A 21,418-nucleotide genomic window follows, 5' to 3' on the forward strand; every position below is an offset into this window, starting at 1 on the left:
AAATCGCACCAAAACGGAATCCCATACGATTCATTCATCACGCCTGATGCTCTAACCCATTGAATCTACGCATCGTGCTTTCCGAAAATCGATTCCGATTTTCGGGCGAATGCTGTAGCGGCTTGTACTGGAAAGGGCGGCGCGCATCTGTTGGGGTGCGCTGTCTGGAAACGTCCAGTTCCAAAAAAAATACCCCCGGAAGCGTTGCCGCTCCGGGGGTAGTGCAGGGCCCGAAGGACCCTGCGATCTGTTTGCGTGACTTAGAAGTCGCGCTGCAGACGGAACCAACCGGCCCAGTAGTCATCAGCGTAGTACTGATCAGGCGTGTCGGTGTACTGTACGTTCAGCTTGGCGCTCAGGCCTTCGACGATCGTGTAGTCGAACAGGGCACCAGCGGACCAGAAGTCTTCGTTGTCGGCACCCGGAACGTTAGCCGAGGTCCACTGAGCAGCAGGCGTGATCGAGAACTTGTCGGTCACGTTCAGCTTGTAGCCGGCAGCAAGAGCCCACTCGGCGTAGACGCCCGGGATAACGGTCGGGGTCGGCAGCGAGTAGTTGATGAAGTCGTCGTTGCCGTAGGTGTTGGCATAGGCGTTCCAACCGGTGGAGTAGTTCGCACCGAGGTCGAGCGAGCCCGGGCCAAGCGCCAGCGAGGTCATCAGGCGGAACGAAGCTTCTTCGTTGTAGGTGTCGTAACCGACATCAAGCTTGGCGCCAACGCCGCCAGCCTGGAAGCCAACGCGACCGGAAACGCCGAGATGCGGAACATTGTCGCCCGAGTTGGAAAGGCCGATCATGGACGGCTCAAGAGCGTCGAGCGAGATACCGCCTACGAAACCTTCACCGACATAGACGTAACGGATCGAGTTGAAGCGGGTGTTGCCGGACAGGTCATCGATTTCGCCGATGAGACCTTCATCCCAGTAGCTGTAGAAGAAACCGGCCTGGAAGCCGCCGAGTGCGAGGTAGGTCTCGTCGAGGTAGGTGTCGGTCGAGGCGTCGTTCGAATAGTATTCGCTGTTCAGAACGATCGCGCCGGTCAGAGCGCCGAGCTCGGTGTCGGTCTTGGACGTGATAGCGATCTGGCCGCGGGTCCATACGTTCCAGCTGTCCGGGCTGTTAGCGCCGGTCTGGGCGTCGATCTGGAAACGGATGTAACCGCCGACGTTGAGGCAGGTCTCGGTGCCCGGGATGTAGAAGTAGCCGGCGCCGAAAGCGTCGCAGACTTCAACATAGTTGGCCTGTACGGGTTCGATCACGACGACCGGATCAGCTGCCTGGGCAGCGGAGGCAGCGGCGAAAGCTGCTGCGGAGCCCAGGAAAAGGCTTTTGATGGTCATAGTTAAATCCTCAATTTAATCGAGCATGGAAAGGAGGCGCTAGCCCCGATTTAGTGAAGTCCGGTGAATTGCCCCCCGGCTTCTGACAACCATTAACAACGTCTTGTGCGTCCGTCTCAATAAACCATAGGTGGAACTATAAATCATTTGATTGAATAAAGGGGGGTGGTGCAAATTCGCAACAAAAACAGAGGCCGCGCGTCAATGGCGAATCACGCCGGTTGCCGCCGCAGCGCCAAATTGTTTTTCGCGCCCTGGCGCAGAATTCCTTTTAAATCAGACGATTAAACGAGGGGCGCTTCGCAAGCGCACAGGGCTTTGCGGAGATGTATCCTGCATTCGCCCGGTTCGTGAGGCCGCTGAACGGAGGAGAAAATGAACAAAGTGTTAAGACCTTTCCCTTTGCTCGCTCGGACCCTGAGAACGGCCCACCTGAATGACGGGATGACTGTGAACTCAACGCCGGTTGATCGGCGCCTTTATGAAGAAAAACATTTTATAACAATAAGATAGAATGATATTGATGGGTGATTTTCGCTGCCAAATGCGATGACGTCGGGTGGTTTTATCCTCGTATCTGGAAGAGATGCGGCACTGATTCCATCGCGAATTGCGTCAGACGAAAAAAAGACGCGCTCATCGAAATGAGCGCGTCTTATGCAACCTGAGATTTAACGAAGCATTAACGGATGCCGGAATCAGGTCTCCGGATCGCCGCGCCGCATCATTTCGGGGATGGGCATGGACAGGATATTGTAGCCATTATCGACGAAATGAATCTCGCCGGTCACCCCGGAGGCGAGATCGGACAAGAGATAGAGCGCCGAACCGCCCACATCCTCGATCGTGGTCGAGCGGCGCAGTGGCGCGTTGCGCTGCTGCCATGCGTAGACGAGGCGCGCATCGCCGACGCCGGAGCCGGCGAGCGTGCGCACCGGACCAGCCGAAATCGCGTTGACGCGGATTCCCTGCGGCCCGAAGTCGCCGGCAAGATACCGCATCGAAGCCTCGAGACCGGCCTTGGCGACGCCCATCACGTTATAGTTCGGCACCACGGCGGTGGAGCCGCCATAGGTCAGCGTCAGCAGCGATCCGCCATCCGGCATCAGCGCCGCGGCGCGCTTGGCAACTTCGGTGAACGAGAAGCAGGAGATCACCATGGTGCGGACGAAATTTTCCCGCGAGGTGTTGGCGTACTGGCCCTTCAACTCGCTCTTGTCAGAAAAGCCGATCGCGTGAACGAGGAAATCGAGCTTGCCCCAGCGTTCCTCGATTGCGGCAAACACCGAATCGACGCTGGCGATGTCTTCGACGTCGCAGGGGACCACGAAGTCGGAGCCGACCTCTGCCGCCAGCGGATGAACCCGTCGGCCGAGCGCCTCGCCCTGATAGGTGAAGGCAAGCTCCGCGCCCTCGGCGTGAACCGCCTTGGCGATGCCCCAGGCAATCGAATGATTGTTGGCAACGCCCATAATCAGGCCGCGTTTGCCTTTCATAAGTCCGGTCATTTGCGCATTATCCATTGTAGCGCTGGAAGACCAGCGTAGCGTTCGTGCCGCCAAAGCCGAACGAGTTTGAAAGAACAGTGTCGATCTTGGCATTGTCGATGCGCTCGCGCACGATCGGAACGCCTTCGAACTCGGGATCGAGTTCTTCGATATGGGCGCTCTCGCCAATGAAGCCTTCCTGCATCATCAGCAGGCTGTAGATCGCCTCCTGCGCGCCGGCCGCGCCGAGCGAATGACCCGTCAGTGATTTCGTCGACTGGATTTTCGGCAGCTTGTCGCCGAAGACTTCCTTGATCGCGCCGATTTCGCGGGTATCGCCGACCGGGGTCGAGGTGCCGTGGGTGTTGATGTAGTCGACCTCACCGTCAACTGTTTCGATCGCCATCTTCATGCAGCGCACCGCGCCTTCGCCGGAAGGGGCGACCATGTCGTAGCCGTCGGAGGTCGCGCCGTAGCCGACAACCTCGCCGTAGATCTTGGCGCCGCGCGCCTTGGCGTGTTCCAGCTCTTCCAGAACCACGACGCCGGCGCCGCCGGCAATGACGAAGCCGTCGCGGTTGGCGTCATAGGCGCGCGATGCCCGCGTCGGATCGCTTTCGTTGAAGTCACTCGACATCGCGCCCATGGCGTCGAACAGGTTGGACATCGTCCAGTCGAGGTCCTCGTGGCCGCCGGCGAACATCATGTCCTGCTTGCCCCACTGGATCATCTCGACGGCATTGCCGATGCAGTGCGCCGAGGTCGAGCAGGCCGAGGAGATCGAGTAGTTGACGCCGTGGATCTTGAACCATGTGGCGAGCGTCGCCGAGGCCGTCGAAGACATTGCCTTCGGCACGGCGAAGGGGCCGATCCGCTTGGGCGAGCCGTTCTTGCGAGTGATGTCGGCCGCATCGATCAGGGTGCGGGTCGAGGGACCGCCCGAGCCCATGATGATACCGACGCGCGGCTTCTCGCTGTAATCGGCCTCTTCCAGACCGGCATCGGCGATCGCCTGCTTCATGGCGATGTGGTTCCACGCGCCGCCCTGCGAGAGAAACCGCATGGCGCGGCGGTCGACCTTGTCGCTGGTATCGATATCGGGGCTGCCCCAGACCCTGCACTTGAAGCCGTGCTCCGCAAAGTCCGGCGAAAAGGTGATGCCCGATTTGGCCTCACGCAGCGAGGCGGTGACTTCGGCCGCATCGTTTCCGATCGAGGATACGATTCCCAACCCTGTGACGACAACACGTCTCATATCTGTTGACCTCTTTATTTATCTTGCAAGCGAAGCGTCACTCGGCCTTGTCCTTGGACAGGCCGACGCGCAGGTCGCTCGCCTGGTAGATCGTTTCGCCATCGGCCTTCAGCCAGCCATCGGCCGTGCCCAGAACCAGGCGGCCGCGCATGACGCGCTTGAAGTCGATGCCGTATTCGAGAAGTTTCACGGAGGGACGCACCATGCCCTTGAACTTCACCTCGCCGGTGGAGAGCGCCATGCCGCGGCCTTCCTCGCCCAGCCAGCCGAGGAAGAAGCCGGTCAACTGCCACATGCCGTCAAGGCCCAGGCAGCCCGGCATGATCGGGTTGCCCTTGAAGTGACAGGCAAAGTACCAATCGTCGGGGGCCACATCATATTCGGCGCGAATGAAACCCTTGTCGTGGGCGCCGCCGGTCTCCGAAATCTCGGTGATCCTGTGGACCATCAACATCGGCGGAAGCGGCAATTGGGCATTGCCCGGGCCGAAAAGCTCGCCCTCGGCGCACTTGATGATGTCCTCGTAGTCGAACTGCGATTGTCTCGTGCTCATTAAAACTCTGCTTCCCTTCGTTCAGCGAGGGGTTTTCGTGTCTGCTTCAAGATAAGGGCGTAACCGCTTTCCAGCAATGCGCGGCGGCGCACCTTCACCAAAATCTGCAAACCCTTCATCGTTTCACTCCACCCGTGGCCATACAGGAAGCCGCCGCCTGCGACCAGAGTGAAACGCCATTCGGGCCCGTATTTGCAGTTTAATTTCAAGTGCTGCAAGCCCTCGCCCTATTGAAAGCGATTCTCAACCCCGTTATATCGGGCTATATTTATGTTGTGACAGTTCAGGCACCGTAGGAATTATGGCAGCGAGACATCGTATCTCCGAAGAAAGGCTCCGCGAAAGCGGTCTGCGTCCCACGCGTCAGCGTGTCGCGCTGGCCGAACTGCTGTTTGCCAAGGGCGATCGCCATCTGACCGTCGAGGAACTGCATGACGAGGCGATCGAGGCCGGCGTTCCGGTTTCGCTGGCGACCGTCTACAACACGTTGCACCAGTTCACCAATGCCGGCATGATCCGGGTGCTCGCGGTCGAGGGCGCAAAGACCTATTTCGACACCAATACCTCCGATCATCACCATTTCTTTATCGAGGGCGAAAACCAGGTCGTGGACATGCCCGCAAGCAGCATTTCACTCACCGGCATGCCGACCCCGCCCGAGGGCATGGAGATCGCCCATATCGATGTCGTGGTCCGTCTGCGGCCCAAGCGCCGCTGATATGCTTACGGACCACCCGACGAGCGCCGCAGCAGTAACAATCCCGCCCATTCCCTGAGTGCGGTCGATAGCATCATCGCATTGATCATCGGCTTGTCGAAGCTGAAGCCGAACCGGATATTGCCATCGGTGCGATAATCCGCCGGCCACGGCGTGATTTTCATGCGCTGGCGGCCAAACAGCGCCATCGAACGCGGCATGTGATAGGCCGATGTGATGACGATGCAGCTTGCGTCCTTCAAGCCCTGGCTTTCCAGCAATGCCGCCGTCAGGCTGGCGTTTTCCGCGGTATTGCGCGCGCTCGGCTCGTAGATCAGCCGGTCCGCGGCAATACCGTGATCGGCAAAGAACCGAGCGGCGGGCGCGGCTTCGCCACGGATATTGCTCGACAGCGAATTATCGCCGCCAGTCACCAGAATTTTCATCTCCGGATAGAGCCGCGCGAGTCGGAGCGTCTCGATATAGCGGTCGGCCGCGCTGGTGAAGACATAGGTGCCGCGCCGCGCAGAAATGCCGGTGCTGATGCCGCCGCCGAGCACGATCGCAAGCGCCGGCGCCGCCGCAAGTTCCGGGCGGGGGTAGCGGTTTTCCAGTTCCGCCATCAGCATGGCCCCGGTCGTCGTGAAACAGGCGATGCCGAGCGTGATCGTCGCAAGCGCTGCGAAGACCGCCGCCGCCGCGCTCCAGGAAAAGGCGAGGCAGACGAGCGAGGCCAACGTCGTCAGAAAGGCGAAGGCGAGCGGCTGGAAGATCATCCAGAACAGTTTTGAAACGACAAACATCCGACCGCGATTCCAGTCCTGGGCCCTTAGGCCGGGGCCTTTTTCGTCTCGCTTTTGCGGAAGACATAGTCCGTCTCCTGCCGAAGCGTCTCGCCCGGGCGCAGGATGGCGTTTGGAAAGCCCGGATGGTTGACGGCGTCTGGCCAGACCTGGGTTTCCAGACAGAAGCCGGCGAACGGGCCGTAGGGAAAGCCGCTCAGCCCTTCGGGCGTCTCGTCCAGCTTGAAGGCGGTGTAGAACTGCACGCCGGGCTCTGTCGTCAGCACGTCCATGGTAACGCCGGAAGAGGGTGCACGCACGCTGATCACCGGCCGCTTTTCCATGCGCTCCGATGACAGGCAGAAATTGTGGTCGAACAGCGCCTGCCGCCCGTTCGGATATTCCCGTTTCATCGGCTGGGGCTTGCGGAAATCGAACGGCGTGCCCGCCACCGGCGCCAGTTCGCCGGTCGGGATCTGGCGCTCATCGGTCGGCAGATAATGCTCGGCGGCGATCATGATCCGGTGTTCCAGCGTGTCCGTGCCATTGCCGAGATTGAAGTAGCTGTGATTGCAGATATTGGCGATCGTCGGCTTGTCTGTTGTGGTCTCGTAGACCACCGAGAACACGCCGCGCGGCTTGAGCTGAAAATGGGCGCGGATCGTGCAATTGCCGGGAAAGCCGCCGCGACCGTCGCGGTCGACGATCTTCAGCGTCACCCGATCCTCGCCGATCTCCTCGAATTCCCAGAGGCTGACGCTGGTGCCGTCACTGCCGCCATGGAGATTGGTAATGCCGTTTTCGTTGCGGTCAACCTGGTATTCCGTGCCGTCGATCGTGAAGCGGCCATCGGCGATGCGGTTGGAGGAGCGGCCGGGCGTTGCGCCGAAATAGGGCGAATAGTCGAGGTAATTCTCGAACGTCTCGAAGCCCAGCACCAGCGCGTGCGGATGACCGTCCAGGCGCAAATCCTGCACCACCGCGCCCCAGTTGAGTATGTTGGCGGTCAACCCGCCGCCGGAGATCGTGACCCTTTGCACCGCCTGTCCGTCTCGGGTTTTTCCGAAGTCCTGGGGCGTGTTCATTGTTTTTCTCCGCGAAATGTCATTGCGGCGCGATACTGCGCCGGAAAGGGGAGAGCTTCAAGCGCCCTCCCGACCGTTCCCGATTTCTTCCAGATGATAGGGGGTCGTCTGGTAGACCTCGTTGATCCAGTTGCCGAACAAGAGATGGGCGTGCGAGCGCCAGCGGTTCTGCGGCGTGCGCTCGGGGTCGTCGCCAGGGAAATAATTGTGCGGCAGGTCGACCGGCACATTGGCCGCAACGTCGCGCCGGTACTCGTCGCCGAGCGAGTTCGAATCATATTCGATATGGTTGAACATGTAGAGCCGGTTGGCGAATTCCTCATGCGCGAGGCACGGTCCGACCTCCTCGGAATCGATCAGGATCTCCATGCCGGAAGCCTTCGCCAGTTCCGCGCGCCGCACCTCCGTCCAGCGCGACACCGGGACCTGGAAATCATCGGAGAAGCCGTTGAGATAGACCGAGGCCGGCTTCAGGTTCTGGTGGCGATAGATGCCGAAGGCCTTCTTGTCGAGAAGATGCTTGGCGACGCCGTGGAAATGATAGGCCGCCGCCATCGCGCCCCAGCAGATGTTCATCGTCGAGTGGCAATGGGTGGTGGTCCAGTCGAGGATCTCCTTCAGCTCATCCCAGTAGGTGACTTCCTCGAAGGCGAGCGTCTCGACCGGCGCGCCGGTGATGATGAAGCCGTCGAACTTGCGGTCGGCGACCTCGTCCCAGGTATTGTAGAACGACAGCAGATGCTCGATCGGCGTGTTCTTGGCCTTGTGGCCGCCGACGCGAATGAGAGAAAGTTCGATCTGCAACGGCGAGGCGCCGAGCAGGCGGGCGAACTGCAGCTCGGTCTTGATCTTGTTCGGCATGAGATTGAGCAGCCCGAAGTGCAGCGGGCGGATATCCTGCCGCTCCGCAACCGTTTCCGTCTTGACCCGCACGCCTTCCGCAATCAGCGTTTCATAGGCGGGCAGTGTGTCTGGAATCTTGATAGGCATGTTCACATCCATACAAACAGAAAACCGGCCGCGTACAAATCGCAGGCCGGGGGCTTCCGCTCGCTCGGCCCTTTAGCGACTTGTTTAACGTGGCTGCAAGCCGGCCGGCCAAATCACCACGAGGAAGAAGTCAATAGCGCCGCGCGGGGCAGGCGTCAACATTCCGGCTTATGACGCCGCCCGCCGCCATGTCGCCGTGGCAATGCCCATGGCCATCAGCGCGCCGCCGCCGAGGCGGGGCAGAAGGGCGGTGACGGGGGGGGAGGCGAGCTTTTGCCGGAGCCTGTCGGCGGCAAGCGCATAGGCGAGCGCGTTGAGGGCGGCAAGCGTGACGAAGGTCGCGATCAGGATGGCGAATTGCGGGAAAAGCGGCGCCTGCGGCTGCACGAATTGCGGCACGAAGGCGATGAAGAACACGATCGATTTCGGGTTTAGCGCGGTCACCATCAGGGCATGGGTGAAAACATGCCGGGGCGGGAGGGTGGCTTCCGACGCTGAGGGCACGGCATCGCCGACGCCCTTGCTGCGAAACAGCTTGAAGCCGAGATAGACGAGATAGGCCGCGCCGATCCATTTCAGCACCATGAACAATTGCGCCGAGGCCAGCACCAGCGCGCCGAGACCGGCAAGCGAAGCGGTCATGGCGATGAAATCGCCGAGCGCGACGCCGGCGACTGTCGCCAGCGCCACCCGCCGGCCCTGGCTCAAAGCGTAGCTCAGCACCAGCAGGACTGTCGGTCCGGGGATCAGCAGCAGCGCGGTCGATGCGGCGGCGAAGGCGAGCCAGATATGCAGGTCCATGGCGTTTCATCTCCTGTTTCGGCAAGCAAAGACAGAGGTCGAGATCGTTTTCAAGCGTGGTGACAAGAAAAATCGCCGCACCGCCCTTGACCTTCCAGCAACTGGAAGCCCCATCTCTGTCGCAACAGGTTCCAGAAGGAGAATGGCAATGACCGAGACCTTGAAGATTGAAGGCATGGGCTGCGGCGGCTGCGTCGCCACCGTGACCAAGGCGCTTTCCGCCGTGCCGGGCATTTCCGACGTGGCGGTCAGCCTCGATAGCCACGAAGCCAGGTTTCAAATGGCTGCGCCCGCAACGCGCGCGCAGGCGGTAAAGGCCGTCGAGGATGCCGGCTACGACGTGAAGGGCTGAGGCGGAGCCAGCCGATTATGGCTGGGCTGTCTTGATCCGAAAACGCCGCAGCCAACAATCTCCCCCCTTGAGGGCAGGGCTATCGCAGATAACTGTTTCGCATAGCCCCCCAATCTTCTCGCCCCGGAGGGGAGAGATGTCGCGACAGCGACAGTGAGGGGGGAGCCTATCACCGCGAACGCCCTCACTGTTCTGGGAGGCTGCTTTACCCTCACTGCCCCTTTCGGGGCATCTCTCCCGCAAGCGGGAGAGAGTATTGGGAGCAAGCCGCTACGCCGTATGCGATAACCCTAGCCTCAAGGGGGAGAGTGTTTGGAGCGAGCGGCGAGCCATAGACCAAAGGAAAATGACAATGGAACAGACGCTTGCGAAAAAGCCCACCCACATCACCCTGCCGGTGACGGGCATGACCTGCGCGTCCTGTGTGCGCAGCGTGGAGCGGGTCGTGGGCCGAGTGGAGGGCGTTTCGGCGGTCTCCGTCAATCTCGCCACCGAGACGGCCGATGTCGCGCTTGATGACCCCAAGGCCGCCGGCGACGTGGTCGCGGCGATCGAAAAGGCAGGCTATGGCGTGGCGCTGGAAACCGTCGAGCTTGGCATCGAGGGCATGCACTGCGCCTCCTGCGTCGGCAATGTCGAACGCGCGCTGATGGCCGTGCCCGGCGTCGTCTCCGCGCATGTGAACCTTGCAAGCGAGCGGGCGACCATTGAAGCCATGGCCGATACCGCCGCTCTGATGGCCGCCGTCGAGGAGGCCGGTTACACGCCGCGCCGCATCACGGATTCGGCGGCGGAAACCGAGACCCACGCGGATATAAGGGCGAAGGAACAAGCCGCGCTGAAGCGCGATGTTCTGACAGCAGCGATCTTCACCCTGCCGCTGTTCGTGCTGGAAATGGGGTCCCATCTCATTCCCTCGCTCGGCCATGCGCTGATGAACGCGGTCGGCGTCTTTCCTCTCCATATTCTTTATTTCGTGCTGGCGACCATCGTCGTGTTCGGCCCCGGCCGCCGTTTCATCCGCCATGGCGCGGCGTCGTTCAGGCGGCTGTCGCCGGATATGAACGCGCTGGTCATGCTCGGCTCGCTGGCGGCCTGGGGCTATTCGACGCTCGCGACCTTCGTGCCGCAGCTTTTCCCGCAAGGGGCGGCGCAGGTCTATTTCGAAAGTGCGGCCGTCATCGTCACGCTGATCCTGCTCGGCCGCTATCTGGAGGCCAAGGCCAAGGGCCGCACCTCGGCCGCGATCACCCATCTGATGGGCCTGCAGCCGAAGACGGCGCGGGTGGAGCGCGAGGGCGAGACCGCCGATATCCCGATCGCCGATGTGAAGCAGGGCGATATCGTGGTCGTGCGCCCCGGAGAACGGATCGCGGTCGATGGCGCGGTGGTCTCGGGAGCCTCGCATGTGGACGAATCGATGATTTCCGGCGAACCCGTGCCGGTGAAGAAGGCCGAGGGCGATGCCGTCACCGGCGGCACCATCAACAAGACCGGAAGCTTCACCTTCCGCGCCACCGCCATCGGGGCCGATACCGTGCTGGCGCGCATCGTGAAAATGGTGGAAACCGCGCAAGGCGCGAAACTGCCTGTGCAGGCCATGGTCGACAAGGTCACGGCGTGGTTCGTGCCGGCGGTGCTGGCGGCGGCTGCGCTGACCTTCGTCATATGGCTGGTGTTCGGGCCCGCCCCGGCGCTCTCCTTCGCGCTCGTCAACGCCGTGGCGGTGCTGATCATCGCCTGCCCCTGCGCCATGGGGCTCGCCACGCCGACCTCGATCATGGTCGGCACGGGCAGGGCGGCCGAAACGGGGGTGTTGTTCAGGAACGGCGAGGCGCTGCAGACCCTGCGCGATACAAAAATCGTCGCCTTCGACAAGACCGGAACCCTGACCGAGGGTCGGCCGCAGGTCACCGATATCTTCACCGTCGGCGGCTTCGAGGATGATGCGCTGCTGGCGCTCGCCGCTGCGGTGGAGGCGGGTTCGGAGCATCCGCTCGCCGAGGCCGTCGCCGCCGGTGCGCGGGAACGGAAACTCGCCGTTGAAAAGGCGGAGAATTTCGAGGCCGTACCGGGCTATGGCGTCATGGCCTCGGTCGGCGGCAGGTTCGTCGCCGTCGGCGCGCGCCGGTTCATGGAAAAGCTTGTCGTCGATACCGAAGGCCTCGACGACGAGGCCGAAAGGCTGGCGGCGAAGGCGCGCTCTCTGCTGTTCGTCGCGGTCGATGGCCGCCCCGCCGGCGTCATCGGCGTTGCCGACCCGGTCAAACCCTCGGCAAAGGCCGCGATCGCGGCACTGCACGAGGCCGGCGTGAAGACCGCGATGATCACCGGCGACAACGAAAAGACCGGCCGGGCGATCGCAGCCGAGGTCGGGATCGATACCGTGGTTGCCGATGTCCTGCCGGATGGCAAGGTCTCGGCGCTTGAGAAGCTGCGGGCGGAGCACGGGGCGATCGCCTTTGCCGGCGACGGCATCAACGACGCGCCGGCGCTCGCCGCAGCCGATACCGGCATCGCCATCGGCACGGGCACCGATATCGCCATCGAAACGGCCGATGTCGTGCTGATGTCCGGCGATCTCGCTGGCGTGGTCAACGCCATCGCGCTGTCGCGGGCGGTGATGCGCAATATCGCGGAAAACCTGTTCTGGGCCTTCGCCTATAATGTGGTCCTGATCCCGGTCGCCGCCGGCGCGCTCTATCCCGCCACCGGCATCCTGCTGTCGCCGATGCTGGCAGCGGCGGCGATGGGGCTGTCGAGCGTGTTTGTGTTGAGCAATGCGCTCAGGCTGAAGCGGTTTCGGAAGGTGGCGTAGCGGCGCGTTTCAGCGCGCGGCGATCATCGTCACACGGAGGGGCGTTTGCGGTTTGCTCCCAATACTCTCTCCCGCTGGCGGGAGAGATGCCCCGCAAGGGGCAGTGAGGGTGGTGCGGCATCTCGTCTCGTGAGGGCGTTCGTAATGATGGACTCCCCCCTCACTGTCGCTGTCGCGACATCTCTCCCCTCCGGGGCGAGAAGATTGGGGGGCTATGCGGGGAGACCATATGTAAAAACCTCGCCCATGTTCAGCCGCTACTTCGCCGGCCGCAGATACGAGGTCGGGTTGCCGTAAAAGGGGGCGATGCGGGTGATGGCGTGGTCGAGGTTTTCGCGGGTCACGCGCATGGTCGCGCCATTGGCGTGGATCAGTGTCTTGGCGTCCTCCATCAGTCCGACATGGCCTTTCCAGAACACCAGATCGCCGCGTTTGAGGCCGCGCCGGGTCACCGGGTCGCCGTCCATCAGTTCCTGCATGTCGGAATCGCGCGGCACTGTGCGCCCGGCCATCATCATCGCGATCTGCACCAGCGCCGAGCAATCGAGCCCGAAGCCGGAGCGCCCGCCCCAGAGATAGGGCGTTTCGAGAAAGCGCAGCGCCGTCTTCACCGGGTCGCGCTCGAACGGGCGGCCGAACGGAAAGCAATGATCGGCAAAGACGGCGGTGCCGTCCGCTGACAGAAGATAACGGCTGCCGCGAAGCTCCGCCTCGTCCACGAAGGTCATTCGGCTGCCCATGGAAAGCGCGGAGACCGGGCCGGTCTTCAGGTCCGGCTCGGGATAGAGGAAGGTTCGGGGCACGGAGATCACATGGGTCGCCGCCGGATGGGCGCCCTCGGCCACCATATCCTCCGGCAGATAGCCGACATAGCAGTCGAAGCGGGACTGCACCCACAGCCAGCCATTGGCGCGCTCGAATATATCGACCGTCTCGCCGAACAAAAGCTGGGTGTCGACCCCGGCCGCATGTGACGGCTCGCGCCGCACCGAGGCAACCGGGACGATCACCTGCGCCGGGATCGGATCGGAAAACCGCGCCGCGCGGACGATGCCGGAAAGCCGGACATCGGCGAGATCATCCCTGAATGCGTGAAGCCGGCGGTCGAGTTGCATGCGTCAGCCCTTGCGGATGGTTTCGAAAATGGCGCGGATCGCCTGGGCCTCGCCGCCGGCGGGACCGATATCGCGGTCGGCCTGGGCAAAGGCGTAGGCGTAGATGTCAAAATGGGCCCATGCCTTGGCGCGACCGACGAATTGCTTGAGAAACAGCGCGGCGGTGATCGCGCCCGCCATCCCGCCCGAGGGCGCGTTGGTGAGGTCGGCGATGCCGGTCTTCAGCTTGGCCTCGTAGCCGGCAAAAAGCGGCATCCGCCAGACCGGGTCGCGCAGCCGCTCGCCTTCGGCTGCAAGCGCTTCGGCGAAGGCGTCGGAAGTCGCGAAGAACGGGGCGATATCCGGGCCGAGCGCGACGCGCGCAGCCCCCGTCAGCGTCGCCATGTCGATCAGCAGGTCGGGCAGTTCCTCATCCGCATAGGTCAGCGCGTCGGCGAGGATCAGGCGGCCTTCGGCGTCGGTATTGTCGATCTGCACCGTCAGGCCCTTGCGCGAGCGGTAGATGTCGCCGGGGCGGAAGGCGTTGCCGGCTACGGCGTTTTCGACGCTCGGGATGATCACGCGAAGATCGACGTCGAGCCCGGCATCCATGATCATCAGCGCCAGCGCCATCACATTGGACGCACCGCCCATGTCTTTCTTCATGATCAACATGCCGGCGGCGGTCTTGAGGTCCAGCCCGCCGGTGTCGAAGCAGACGCCCTTGCCGACAAGCGTGATCGCCCGCGCGCCGTTGCGGCCCCAGCGCATTTCCATCAGCCGCGGTGCCTTTTCGCCGGCGCGGCCGACGGCGTGGACCAGCGGAAAGCCGGCGGTGAGCAGATCGTCGCCGCGGATCGCGTTGAAGCTGGCGTCATAATGGCGGGCAAGCCCGGACAACACCTCTTCCAGATGGTCGGGCTGCATGTCGTTGGCGGGCGTGTTGACGAGGTCGCGGGCAAGACAGATCGCCGCCCATGCACGCTCGATTTCCGCAGCGTCAACGCCGTCGGGGATCGCCAGCCGCACGACCTTGGCTGCGGGCTTCACATAGCGCTCGAAGCGGTAGGAACCGGCCGCAAAGCCGGTCAGCGCAAGCGCGGCATCGCCGCCATACTGCGCCAGACGCCAGTCGCCGGCCGGCAGCAGTTTCGTCAGACGGCCGAAAACGAAGGGGTTTGCGCCACCGCCGAGGCCGAACAGCGCCGCGCCAAGGCCGCCATCTCCGCCGGGAACCAGCAGGAACTCTCCCTCGTTTCCCGAAAAGCCGGCGGCGCTCGCAAAGGCGTGGACGCTTTCCGGCAACCTGTCCGTCTCGCCCTGGGCGAGTGCGTAGAGCGGCCGGGCGGGCGCGTCGGCGGGACAGAAGGGGAGCGGGCGGGCGATAAACTGGAAATGCGACATGTAACTTTGCTCGGAACTGGTTTTCCCGCGTACTTTCGCGCGAAAAAACTTTCTGTAAAGTAACCAAAGGCGGTGGACGGTGATTCCATACGCCGATCGAGGCGCTGAGAACAGACGGAGATTGCATGAAAACGAACAATCCCACCGGCCATGCATCGCGCGCGGCGATTGTGCTCGCCGCCGGCCTTGTTGCCCTGTCGGGTTGTGCCAGCGTGCGCGGCGGCGGCATCAACACTTCCGGCTACCGCATGGCGGAAGATTTCGCCGGACTTTCGCTGTCGCAGCAGGCGCAGGTGAGCTACCGGCTGGAAAGCGCCTATCTTGCCCGTCCCGGCCGGCTGAACAGCGGTATCGAGTATTCGGAATATCTAAAGGCGACCGGCGATTACAAAAAGGCCAATGAGGTGATGCGACAGGTGGCCGCTCTCAACCCCGGTTCCGGCGAGGCGCAGCTTTTCTACGCCAGGTCCCAGGCCGCACTCGGCTATTATCCGGATGCGCTCAGAACCGTCCGGCAGGCGGCCGCGCTCAGCCCCAATGACTGGCGGGTCTATAACGAGGAGGGCACGATCCTCGACCAGATGGGCCAGCCGATGGAAGCGCGGATGCGCTATCGCAAGGCGCTCAGCCTGTCGCCGAACAATCCCGACGTGCTGTCGGCGATGGCGACCTCCTATGTGCTGACGCACGACCTGCCGACGGCGGAAAACTACCTGCGGGAAGCGGTAAACCAACGCGATGCCGGGTCGGATGTCCGGGTCAATCTCGGCCTCGTTCTGGCGCTTCAGGGCAAGCAGGAAGAGGCCCAGCGCGTTGTCACCGCCGGCGTTTCGGCCGAAGAGGCGCAGCAGAACCTCGCAGCGCTTGCGGCAGCAACCGCGCCGGGAGGGGCATGGGAGCAGTATGCTGTCGGGATGTAGACGGCGCGGGCGGCCTCAATACGCCCGCATATCCCACAATTGCTTCAGCGATTGCCGGTAGTTCGGAAACTCGAACTCGTAGCCGAGCTTGCGCAGCTTGGCGTTGCTCACCCGCTTGTTCTCGCCCCAGAAGGACCTTGCCATCGGCGTCATGTCGGCCTTCTCGAAGGGAATTTCCGGCGGCGGCTCGATGCCCATCAGCCGGGCCGCTTCGGTGATCACGTCCTGCGGCGGAGCCGGTTCGTCGTCGGTGACGTTGAAGATGCCGCCGATCTCGCGCTCGGCCAGAAAGGCCACCGCATAGGCGATATCCTCCACCCGGATGCGGTTGAAGACCTGCCCCTTCTTGATCACCCGTTGCGCCGTGCCATCCATCAGCTTGCGGAACGGGTTGCGGCCGGGGCCGTAAATGCCGGAAAGCCGGAGAATGGCGACCGGAAGCCCGTGTTTCGCGCCGGTCTCCAGCCATTGCTGTTCGGCGGCCAGACGCTGTTTCGAGCGTTCAGAAGTCGGCCGGCATTCGGAGGTCTCGTCCACCCATGCGCCGTCATGATCGCCATAGACGCCGACGGTCGAGAGATAGCAGAGCCATTGCAGGTCCGGCAGTTCGTTGTGGGCCGTGTTGCTGGCGATGTTCAGCAGGCTATCGCCCTCGGGGCCCGGCGGGATCGATTGCACCAGATGGGTGACGCAGGAAAGCTTGTGGCCGAGCGCGGGATCGATGGTCTCGCCGTCAAAGACGAAAGCCTCCATGCCGCAATGGCCGAGGCTGGCCGCCTTCTCCGCGCTGCGGGTGGTGCCGGCGACCTGGCTTGCGGAGGGAGCAAGCGCTGTGGCGATCGCCTTGCCGGAATAGCCGGCGCCGAAAATCATCAGATGCATAGCGTTTCCTCCTCGCGTTGCCATTCGTGGCGGACGGATTCATCACTCTCATGTAAGCGCGTTCTTGCCAATGCCGCAAATTCTTCCGCGGGCATAAGCCGCGCCAGCGCCCAGACAGCCATCGCCCGCACTGCCGCGCTGTCATCGTCGATCAGGCGGCGGCAGAGCGGAACGAGCGTGGCGTCGCCGCTATTGCCCGCCGCGATCAGACAGTTGCGGACAAAGCGGTCGCGGCCGATCCGCTTGATGGGCGAGCCGGTGAAGAAGGCGCGGAAGGCGGCGTCGTCGAAGCCGAGAAACTCGGAAAGGCGCGGGGCCTTCAGATCGTCGCGCGCGATCAGCTTCATCTCCGAGGATTGTTCGGCGAACTTGTTCCAGGGGCAGGCGGCGAGACAGTCGTCGCAGCCATAGATGCGGTTGCCCATCGCCTCGCGAAATTCCAGCGGAATGACGCCATGATGCTCGATGGTGAGGTAGGAAATGCAGCGCCGCGCATCGAGCCGGTAGGGTGCGGGAAAGGCATTTGTCGGGCAGACGTCGAGACAGGCGCGGCAGGAGCCGCAATGGTCGCGCTCGGCAGTATCGGGCGCGAGTTCCTCGGTGGTGAAGATCGAGCCCAGGAACAGCCATGAGCCGAATTGCCGGCTCACCAGATTGGTGTGCTTGCCCTGCCAGCCGATGCCGGCCTTTTCGGCAAGCGGCTTTTCCATCACCGGCGCGGTATCGACAAACACCTTGACGTTGGCCCCCGAACGGGCGGCGAACCGGCCGGCGATCTGCTTCAGCTTACCCTTGATGACGTCGTGGTAGTCGCGGTTTCGGGCATAGACCGAGATATTGGCACGGTCCTTCTGCTTCAGAAGCGGTCGCGGATCGTCTTCCGGCCCGTAATTCATCGCCAGCATGATGACGGAGCGGGCTTCGGGCCAGAGCTTCAGCGGCGAGGACCGGCGCTCGAAGGTTTCCGCCATCCAGGCCATCTCGCCGTAATGGCCCTTGGCGATCCCCTCGGCGAGCGCTTGAGCGGCCTCCGGCATGTCTTCGGCGCGCGCGATCCGGCAGGCGGAAAAGCCTTGCGAGAGGGCCTCCGCGCGCAGGAAGTGTTTCAGCTTTTCGGTACGCTCATCCATGCCACCGCCATTCACGTTGATCGCCCCTTGGACGATGCTTCCCCAAAGGTGGCGTGTTCCGGCCTAAAAATCCAGATCGGCGTAGTGAGAAACCGGCACCACGCCGCGCACCCGATCGGCGAGCAGCGCCCGGAAGGCGGGGCGGGATTTCAGCCGCTGGTACCATTCCTTGGCGGCGGGCGTCTCGTCCCAGTTGATCTCGCCGAGATAATCGAGCGCGGAGATCGCGCCGCCGGCGGCAAGGTCGGCATAGCTCATCCGCTTGCCCGCCAGCCATCCCCGGCTGCCGGCCAGCCAGGCGACATATTTCATGTGCTGGCGGATATTCGCGCGGGCGGCGCGCAGCACCCGCGAATCAGGCGCGCCGCCGCCATATTCGCTGCTCATCTGCAGCTTGTAGACGCGCTCGCGGCACAGCGGATGGGTGACATCCTGTTCGAGCTTCAGCAGGAACCATTCGGTGAGCCGGCGGATTTCGGCGCGCTGGAACGGTTCTTCCGCCAGAAGCCGGCGTTCGCGCTGGAGTACGCCATGGGTCTCGTCCATGAACTCGGCGATCACGAACGGGCCACAAAGCGCGCGCATATTGTCATCGACATAGACCGGCAGCGTGCCGGCCGGGTTGGCCGTCAGGAAGGCCTTGCGTTTTTCCCACGGCCGCTCCTCGATCATGTCGACCTCGAAGGCATATTCGCCGATCACCAGGCGAATGAAGCGTGAGGCGGCGGACATCGGGTGGTGATAGAGCGTAGACATCTGGCTTCCGTCGCGTAGGTCATGGATCGGCGCCCGTCGTAAAGCCGTGAGACGACCCGATCATGTGATTGTTTTGCCGCCCATCTAACCACCGAAGGATTAATGATGGGTGACCGTCAGCCGACGGGACTGATCACGCCGAGCGCGAGCAGGACCAGAAGGCCTGCGCCGAGCGCCACCCGGTAGTAGACGAACGGCATGTAGCTGCGGGTCGAGACCAGCCGCAGGAAGAAGACGATCACGGCATAACCGACGAAGAAGGCGATCGCGGTGGCAAGCGCCGTTGCCCCCCAGCCGACCGGGTTGTCCTCGCCGATGCTCTTGAAGAGCTGGTAGAAGCCCGAGCCGAACACGGCCGGAACGGCCAGCAGGAAGGAATAGCGCGCCGCCGCCTCGCGGGTGTAGCCGAGCAGCAGCCCGGCGCTGATCGTGCCGCCGGAGCGCGAGACGCCCGGTATCAGCGCCATAGCCTGGGCGAAGCCGTAGAGAATGCCGTCGCGCCATGTCAGGCTTTCCAGCCGGATGCGCTTCGCGCCGATCCGGTCGGCAATGCCCATGATGATGCCGAAGATGATCAGCATCGCGGCGGTGATGTAGAGATTGCGCAGCGAGGTCTCGATCTCGTCCTTGAACAGAAGGCCGAGGATGACGATCGGCAGCGAGCCGATGATAATCAGCCAGCCCATACGGATATCGGCCTTGTCATAACCGCTGCCGAGCCGCAGATTATGGCCGAGCCAGGCCTTGGCGATCCGCATGATATCGGACCAGAAATAGACCAGCACGGCGAGTTCGGTGCCGATCTGGGTGATGGCGGTGAAGGCTGCGCCCGGATCGGCCCCTGAAGGCAGGAATGCGCCGGCGATACGCAGATGCGCGCTGGAGGAGATCGGAAGAAACTCCGTCAGTCCCTGCAACAGGCCCAGAAAGGCGGCTTCAATCCAACCGATGGTCATTGAGTGTCATCCGATCTCGAATGAATGAAAGAAACAAGCGGTGCTGAAAACAAGCCCCGGCGTCTGGCGGCGGCCAGACGTGTACTACCGCAAGACAGCGGGCTTGGAAAGAACGTAGGGTGGGAAGATGGTGGCTGTTATTGCACTCCCTGCGCACCGGGCGTAGTCTGACACTGGGACAACAGGGGACAATCATGTCGGAATCATCAAACTCAATTGTCGGCCGCGAACACCGCGAAGTCGGTTTCGTCGAGGCCTTGCAACTCGCCTTCAAGAATTATGCGCTTTTCAGCGGCCGTTCGTCGCGCGGGGCCTTCTGGTTCTGGATCCTGTGGACGATCATCATCAGCGCGGTTCTCGGCGGCGTCGATTCACTCCTGTTCGGGAAGATGGGGTATCTGCAGGGTCTGTGGAACCTCGCGACCTTTATTCCCGCCATCGCCATCGGCGCGCGCCGTCTTCACGACGTCAATCGCAGCGGCTGGTGGCAGCTGATCGGGATTACCGTGATCGGGGTTCTGGTGCTGATCTACTGGTTCATCAAGCCGGGCCAGGAACAGACCAATGATTTCGGCGCCGATGTCGAGGCGGGACGGGCCTGAGGGTCATAAACGCCCTGATAATGCCCTGAAGCGGCCATAATTGATTTATCATTCGGTAACCCTGATGCCCGAGAATCCGCGCGAAAAGGAGAAGCCGGAATGACCAGATCACGCCCGTTTATGGCCGTACGCATCCTCTGCGCCCTGTTTGCGATCGCGCTCGCCTTCCTTGCCGGCGCGGGGTTCTCCACCGTCGCCAACGCCTATGACAGGGGAACCGTCGATCGCCAGTTCTCGCAATGGCTGGCGACCGATATGCGGCAGGCGGCGCTGCGGTCCGGGGTGTCAGCATCGGTCTATGACCGGGTGACGCAGGGGCTTTCGATCAACTGGTCGCTGCCGGATCTGGTGCCGCCCGGCACCAAACCGCCGGCGCAGCGCAAACAGACCCAGCCGGAATTCTCCGAGCCCGGCCCCTATTTCAGCGAGAACAACCTCAACTATCTCGCCGTCAAGGGACGCCAGCTCTACAACCAGTACAAGCCGGTGCTGGACCGGATCGAAGCTCGCTATGGCGTGCCGGGCCGGATCGTGCTCGCCATATGGGGCCGCGAGATGGGCTATGGCGCGGCGGAGGAAAAATACGACATTCTCCAGGTGCTCGGCACCAAGGCGTTCATGAGCGGATCGCGCCAGCAGATGTTCCAGCGCGAATTCATCGCCGCGCTGCAGATCATCCAGAGCGGGGCAGCACCACTGGACAAGCGCAAGGCGTCGTGGGCCGGCGCCTTCGGCCAGCCGCAGCTCATGCCGTCCAATTTCATGAACTACGCCGTCGATTTTGACGGTGACGGCGTCATCGACGTCTGGGATTCGGTGCCCGATTCGCTCGCCACCATCGCCAAGCATCTGGCAAGCGACGGCTGGGAGCGCGGACGCGACTGGGGCTATGAGGCGGTGATCCCGGATAACGTCTCCTGTGCCCAGGAAGGGCCCGACAATGCGCGGGCGATTTCCCAATGGACCAAGCAGGGCATCACCCGCGTCAATGGCAAGGCCTTTCCCGCAGACGAACTGCGCAAGCCCGGCATGATGCTGGTCCCGCAGGGCCGCTACGGGCCGGAATTCATCGTGACGCCGAATTTTTACGTGCTCAAGGAATACAATAATTCCGACCTTTACGCCCTGTTCGTCGGCAATCTCGCCGACCGCATCCAGTATGGTATGGGCGCCTTCGCCCAGCCCTGGCAGCGCACCGGCACGCTGTTGCGCTCCGACGTCGCCGCCATGCAGCGCAAGCTCGAGGGCATGGGCTACGACGTCGGCGGCGCCGACGGCCTCGTCGGCTTCAAGACCCGCCGCTCGATCGGCGACTGGCAGGCGAGAAACCGCGTCAACCAGACCTGCTGGCCGACGCCTGCGCTGAAGAACGAGTTGCTGCGGTAGTTTCAGGGCTGCCGGGATTTGTGCTGAAGCAGATATTGCTTGAAGCAGTGGCCGCATAGCCCCCAATCAATCTCCCCCCTTGAGGGGGAGATGTCGCGAAAGCGACAGAGAGGAGTAAAGGGCGCAAG

20 protein-coding genes and 1 riboswitch are annotated in these 21,418 nt (G+C 62.7%); of the genes, 6 read left to right on the forward strand and 14 right to left on the reverse strand.

Features of this window, described 5'->3' with window-relative positions:
* Positions 1-260: 260 nt before the first annotated feature.
* The 4 genes from V6767_RS14355 to fabA all read right to left on the reverse strand — a co-directional run bounded on the left by V6767_RS14355 (position 261) and on the right by fabA (position 4,635).
* The gene (locus tag V6767_RS14355; RefSeq protein ID WP_448474102.1) at positions 261-1,340 is read right to left on the reverse strand and encodes a porin; all 1,080 of its coding nucleotides are present in this window, start codon (positions 1,338-1,340) and stop codon (positions 261-263) included.
* A 698-nt stretch (positions 1,341-2,038) separates the two neighbouring features.
* The gene (gene fabI / locus V6767_RS14360) at positions 2,039-2,848 is read right to left on the reverse strand and encodes an enoyl-ACP reductase FabI (RefSeq protein ID WP_018064540.1); all 810 of its coding nucleotides are present in this window, start codon (positions 2,846-2,848) and stop codon (positions 2,039-2,041) included.
* Between the two features lie 7 nt (positions 2,849-2,855).
* A complete protein-coding gene (fabB, locus tag V6767_RS14365; RefSeq protein WP_448474103.1) occupies positions 2,856-4,082 on the reverse strand; it encodes a beta-ketoacyl-ACP synthase I in 1,227 nt (408 codons plus the stop codon).
* A gap of 37 nt (positions 4,083-4,119) precedes the next feature.
* Entirely contained in the window at positions 4,120-4,635 is a 516-nt protein-coding gene (fabA, locus tag V6767_RS14370; RefSeq protein WP_292055248.1) for a 3-hydroxyacyl-[acyl-carrier-protein] dehydratase FabA, read from the reverse strand.
* A 301-nt stretch (positions 4,636-4,936) separates the two neighbouring features.
* Here fabA and irrA point away from each other — a divergent pair, with 301 nt between their 5' ends.
* Positions 4,937-5,353 (forward strand): iron response transcriptional regulator IrrA, encoded by a 417-nt coding sequence (gene irrA / locus V6767_RS14375; RefSeq protein WP_448427059.1) that lies wholly within the window; start codon positions 4,937-4,939, stop codon positions 5,351-5,353.
* Between the two features lie 5 nt (positions 5,354-5,358).
* Here the strand turns inward: irrA and V6767_RS14380 are convergent, their stop codons facing one another.
* The 4 genes from V6767_RS14380 to V6767_RS14395 all read right to left on the reverse strand — a co-directional run bounded on the left by V6767_RS14380 (position 5,359) and on the right by V6767_RS14395 (position 8,990).
* Positions 5,359-6,135 carry a YdcF family protein gene (locus V6767_RS14380; protein ID WP_448474104.1) on the reverse strand — a complete coding sequence of 259 codons (777 nt, stop codon included), beginning with the start codon at positions 6,133-6,135 and terminating at the stop codon, positions 5,359-5,361.
* Between the two features lie 26 nt (positions 6,136-6,161).
* Positions 6,162-7,199, reverse strand: a complete 1,038-nt coding sequence (locus V6767_RS14385; RefSeq protein ID WP_448474105.1) for an aldose epimerase family protein — start codon at positions 7,197-7,199, stop codon at positions 6,162-6,164.
* Positions 7,200-7,256: 57 nt separating this feature from the next.
* Positions 7,257-8,189, reverse strand: coding sequence for a homoserine O-succinyltransferase (locus V6767_RS14390; protein ID WP_448474106.1), 933 nt, complete (start codon positions 8,187-8,189; stop codon positions 7,257-7,259).
* A gap of 52 nt (positions 8,190-8,241) precedes the next feature.
* Positions 8,242-8,319: riboswitch (SAM riboswitch) on the reverse strand.
* A 38-nt stretch (positions 8,320-8,357) separates the two neighbouring features.
* Positions 8,358-8,990 carry a LysE family translocator gene (locus V6767_RS14395; protein WP_448474107.1) on the reverse strand — a complete coding sequence of 211 codons (633 nt, stop codon included), beginning with the start codon at positions 8,988-8,990 and terminating at the stop codon, positions 8,358-8,360.
* Positions 8,991-9,138: 148 nt separating this feature from the next.
* On the opposite strand from V6767_RS14395, the gene V6767_RS14400 reads away from it, so the two are divergent.
* The gene (locus V6767_RS14400; RefSeq protein ID WP_448474108.1) at positions 9,139-9,342 is read left to right on the forward strand and encodes a heavy-metal-associated domain-containing protein; all 204 of its coding nucleotides are present in this window, start codon (positions 9,139-9,141) and stop codon (positions 9,340-9,342) included.
* 352 nt (positions 9,343-9,694) lie between these two features.
* A complete protein-coding gene (locus V6767_RS14405) occupies positions 9,695-12,160 on the forward strand; it encodes a heavy metal translocating P-type ATPase (protein WP_448474109.1) in 2,466 nt (821 codons plus the stop codon).
* A gap of 257 nt (positions 12,161-12,417) precedes the next feature.
* On the opposite strand, the gene V6767_RS14410 is transcribed toward V6767_RS14405, so the two are convergent.
* Both V6767_RS14410 and V6767_RS14415 read right to left on the reverse strand, forming a co-directional pair.
* Positions 12,418-13,275 (reverse strand): C40 family peptidase, encoded by an 858-nt coding sequence (locus V6767_RS14410; RefSeq protein ID WP_448474110.1) that lies wholly within the window; start codon positions 13,273-13,275, stop codon positions 12,418-12,420.
* A gap of 3 nt (positions 13,276-13,278) precedes the next feature.
* Positions 13,279-14,658, reverse strand: coding sequence for a leucyl aminopeptidase family protein (locus tag V6767_RS14415; RefSeq protein ID WP_448474111.1), 1,380 nt, complete (start codon positions 14,656-14,658; stop codon positions 13,279-13,281).
* A 125-nt stretch (positions 14,659-14,783) separates the two neighbouring features.
* Between V6767_RS14415 and V6767_RS14420 the strand changes: the two genes are divergently transcribed.
* Positions 14,784-15,578 (forward strand): tetratricopeptide repeat protein, encoded by a 795-nt coding sequence (locus V6767_RS14420; RefSeq protein WP_448474112.1) that lies wholly within the window; start codon positions 14,784-14,786, stop codon positions 15,576-15,578.
* A gap of 15 nt (positions 15,579-15,593) precedes the next feature.
* Here V6767_RS14420 and V6767_RS14425 read toward each other — a convergent pair whose 3' ends face one another.
* The 4 genes from V6767_RS14425 to V6767_RS14440 form a co-directional block, all read right to left on the reverse strand.
* Positions 15,594-16,460 carry an SDR family oxidoreductase gene (locus V6767_RS14425; protein WP_448474113.1) on the reverse strand — a complete coding sequence of 289 codons (867 nt, stop codon included), beginning with the start codon at positions 16,458-16,460 and terminating at the stop codon, positions 15,594-15,596.
* Entirely contained in the window at positions 16,451-17,590 is a 1,140-nt protein-coding gene (gene queG / locus V6767_RS14430) for a tRNA epoxyqueuosine(34) reductase QueG (RefSeq protein WP_448474114.1), read from the reverse strand. The genes V6767_RS14425 and queG overlap by 10 nt, the downstream gene beginning before the upstream one ends.
* Positions 17,591-17,653: 63 nt before the next feature.
* Positions 17,654-18,346, reverse strand: coding sequence for a glutathione S-transferase family protein (locus tag V6767_RS14435; protein WP_448427080.1), 693 nt, complete (start codon positions 18,344-18,346; stop codon positions 17,654-17,656).
* A 116-nt stretch (positions 18,347-18,462) separates the two neighbouring features.
* Positions 18,463-19,302 carry an undecaprenyl-diphosphate phosphatase gene (locus tag V6767_RS14440; protein ID WP_448474115.1) on the reverse strand — a complete coding sequence of 280 codons (840 nt, stop codon included), beginning with the start codon at positions 19,300-19,302 and terminating at the stop codon, positions 18,463-18,465.
* A 194-nt stretch (positions 19,303-19,496) separates the two neighbouring features.
* Between V6767_RS14440 and V6767_RS14445 the strand changes: the two genes are divergently transcribed.
* Together V6767_RS14445 and V6767_RS14450 are read left to right on the forward strand one after the other, a co-directional pair.
* Positions 19,497-19,904, forward strand: a complete 408-nt coding sequence (locus V6767_RS14445; protein ID WP_448474116.1) for a DUF805 domain-containing protein — start codon at positions 19,497-19,499, stop codon at positions 19,902-19,904.
* Between the two features lie 99 nt (positions 19,905-20,003).
* A complete protein-coding gene (locus tag V6767_RS14450; RefSeq protein WP_448474117.1) occupies positions 20,004-21,290 on the forward strand; it encodes a lytic murein transglycosylase in 1,287 nt (428 codons plus the stop codon).
* Positions 21,291-21,418: the final 128 nt, after the last annotated feature.

The organism is Martelella sp. FLE1502, from assembly GCF_053484255.1.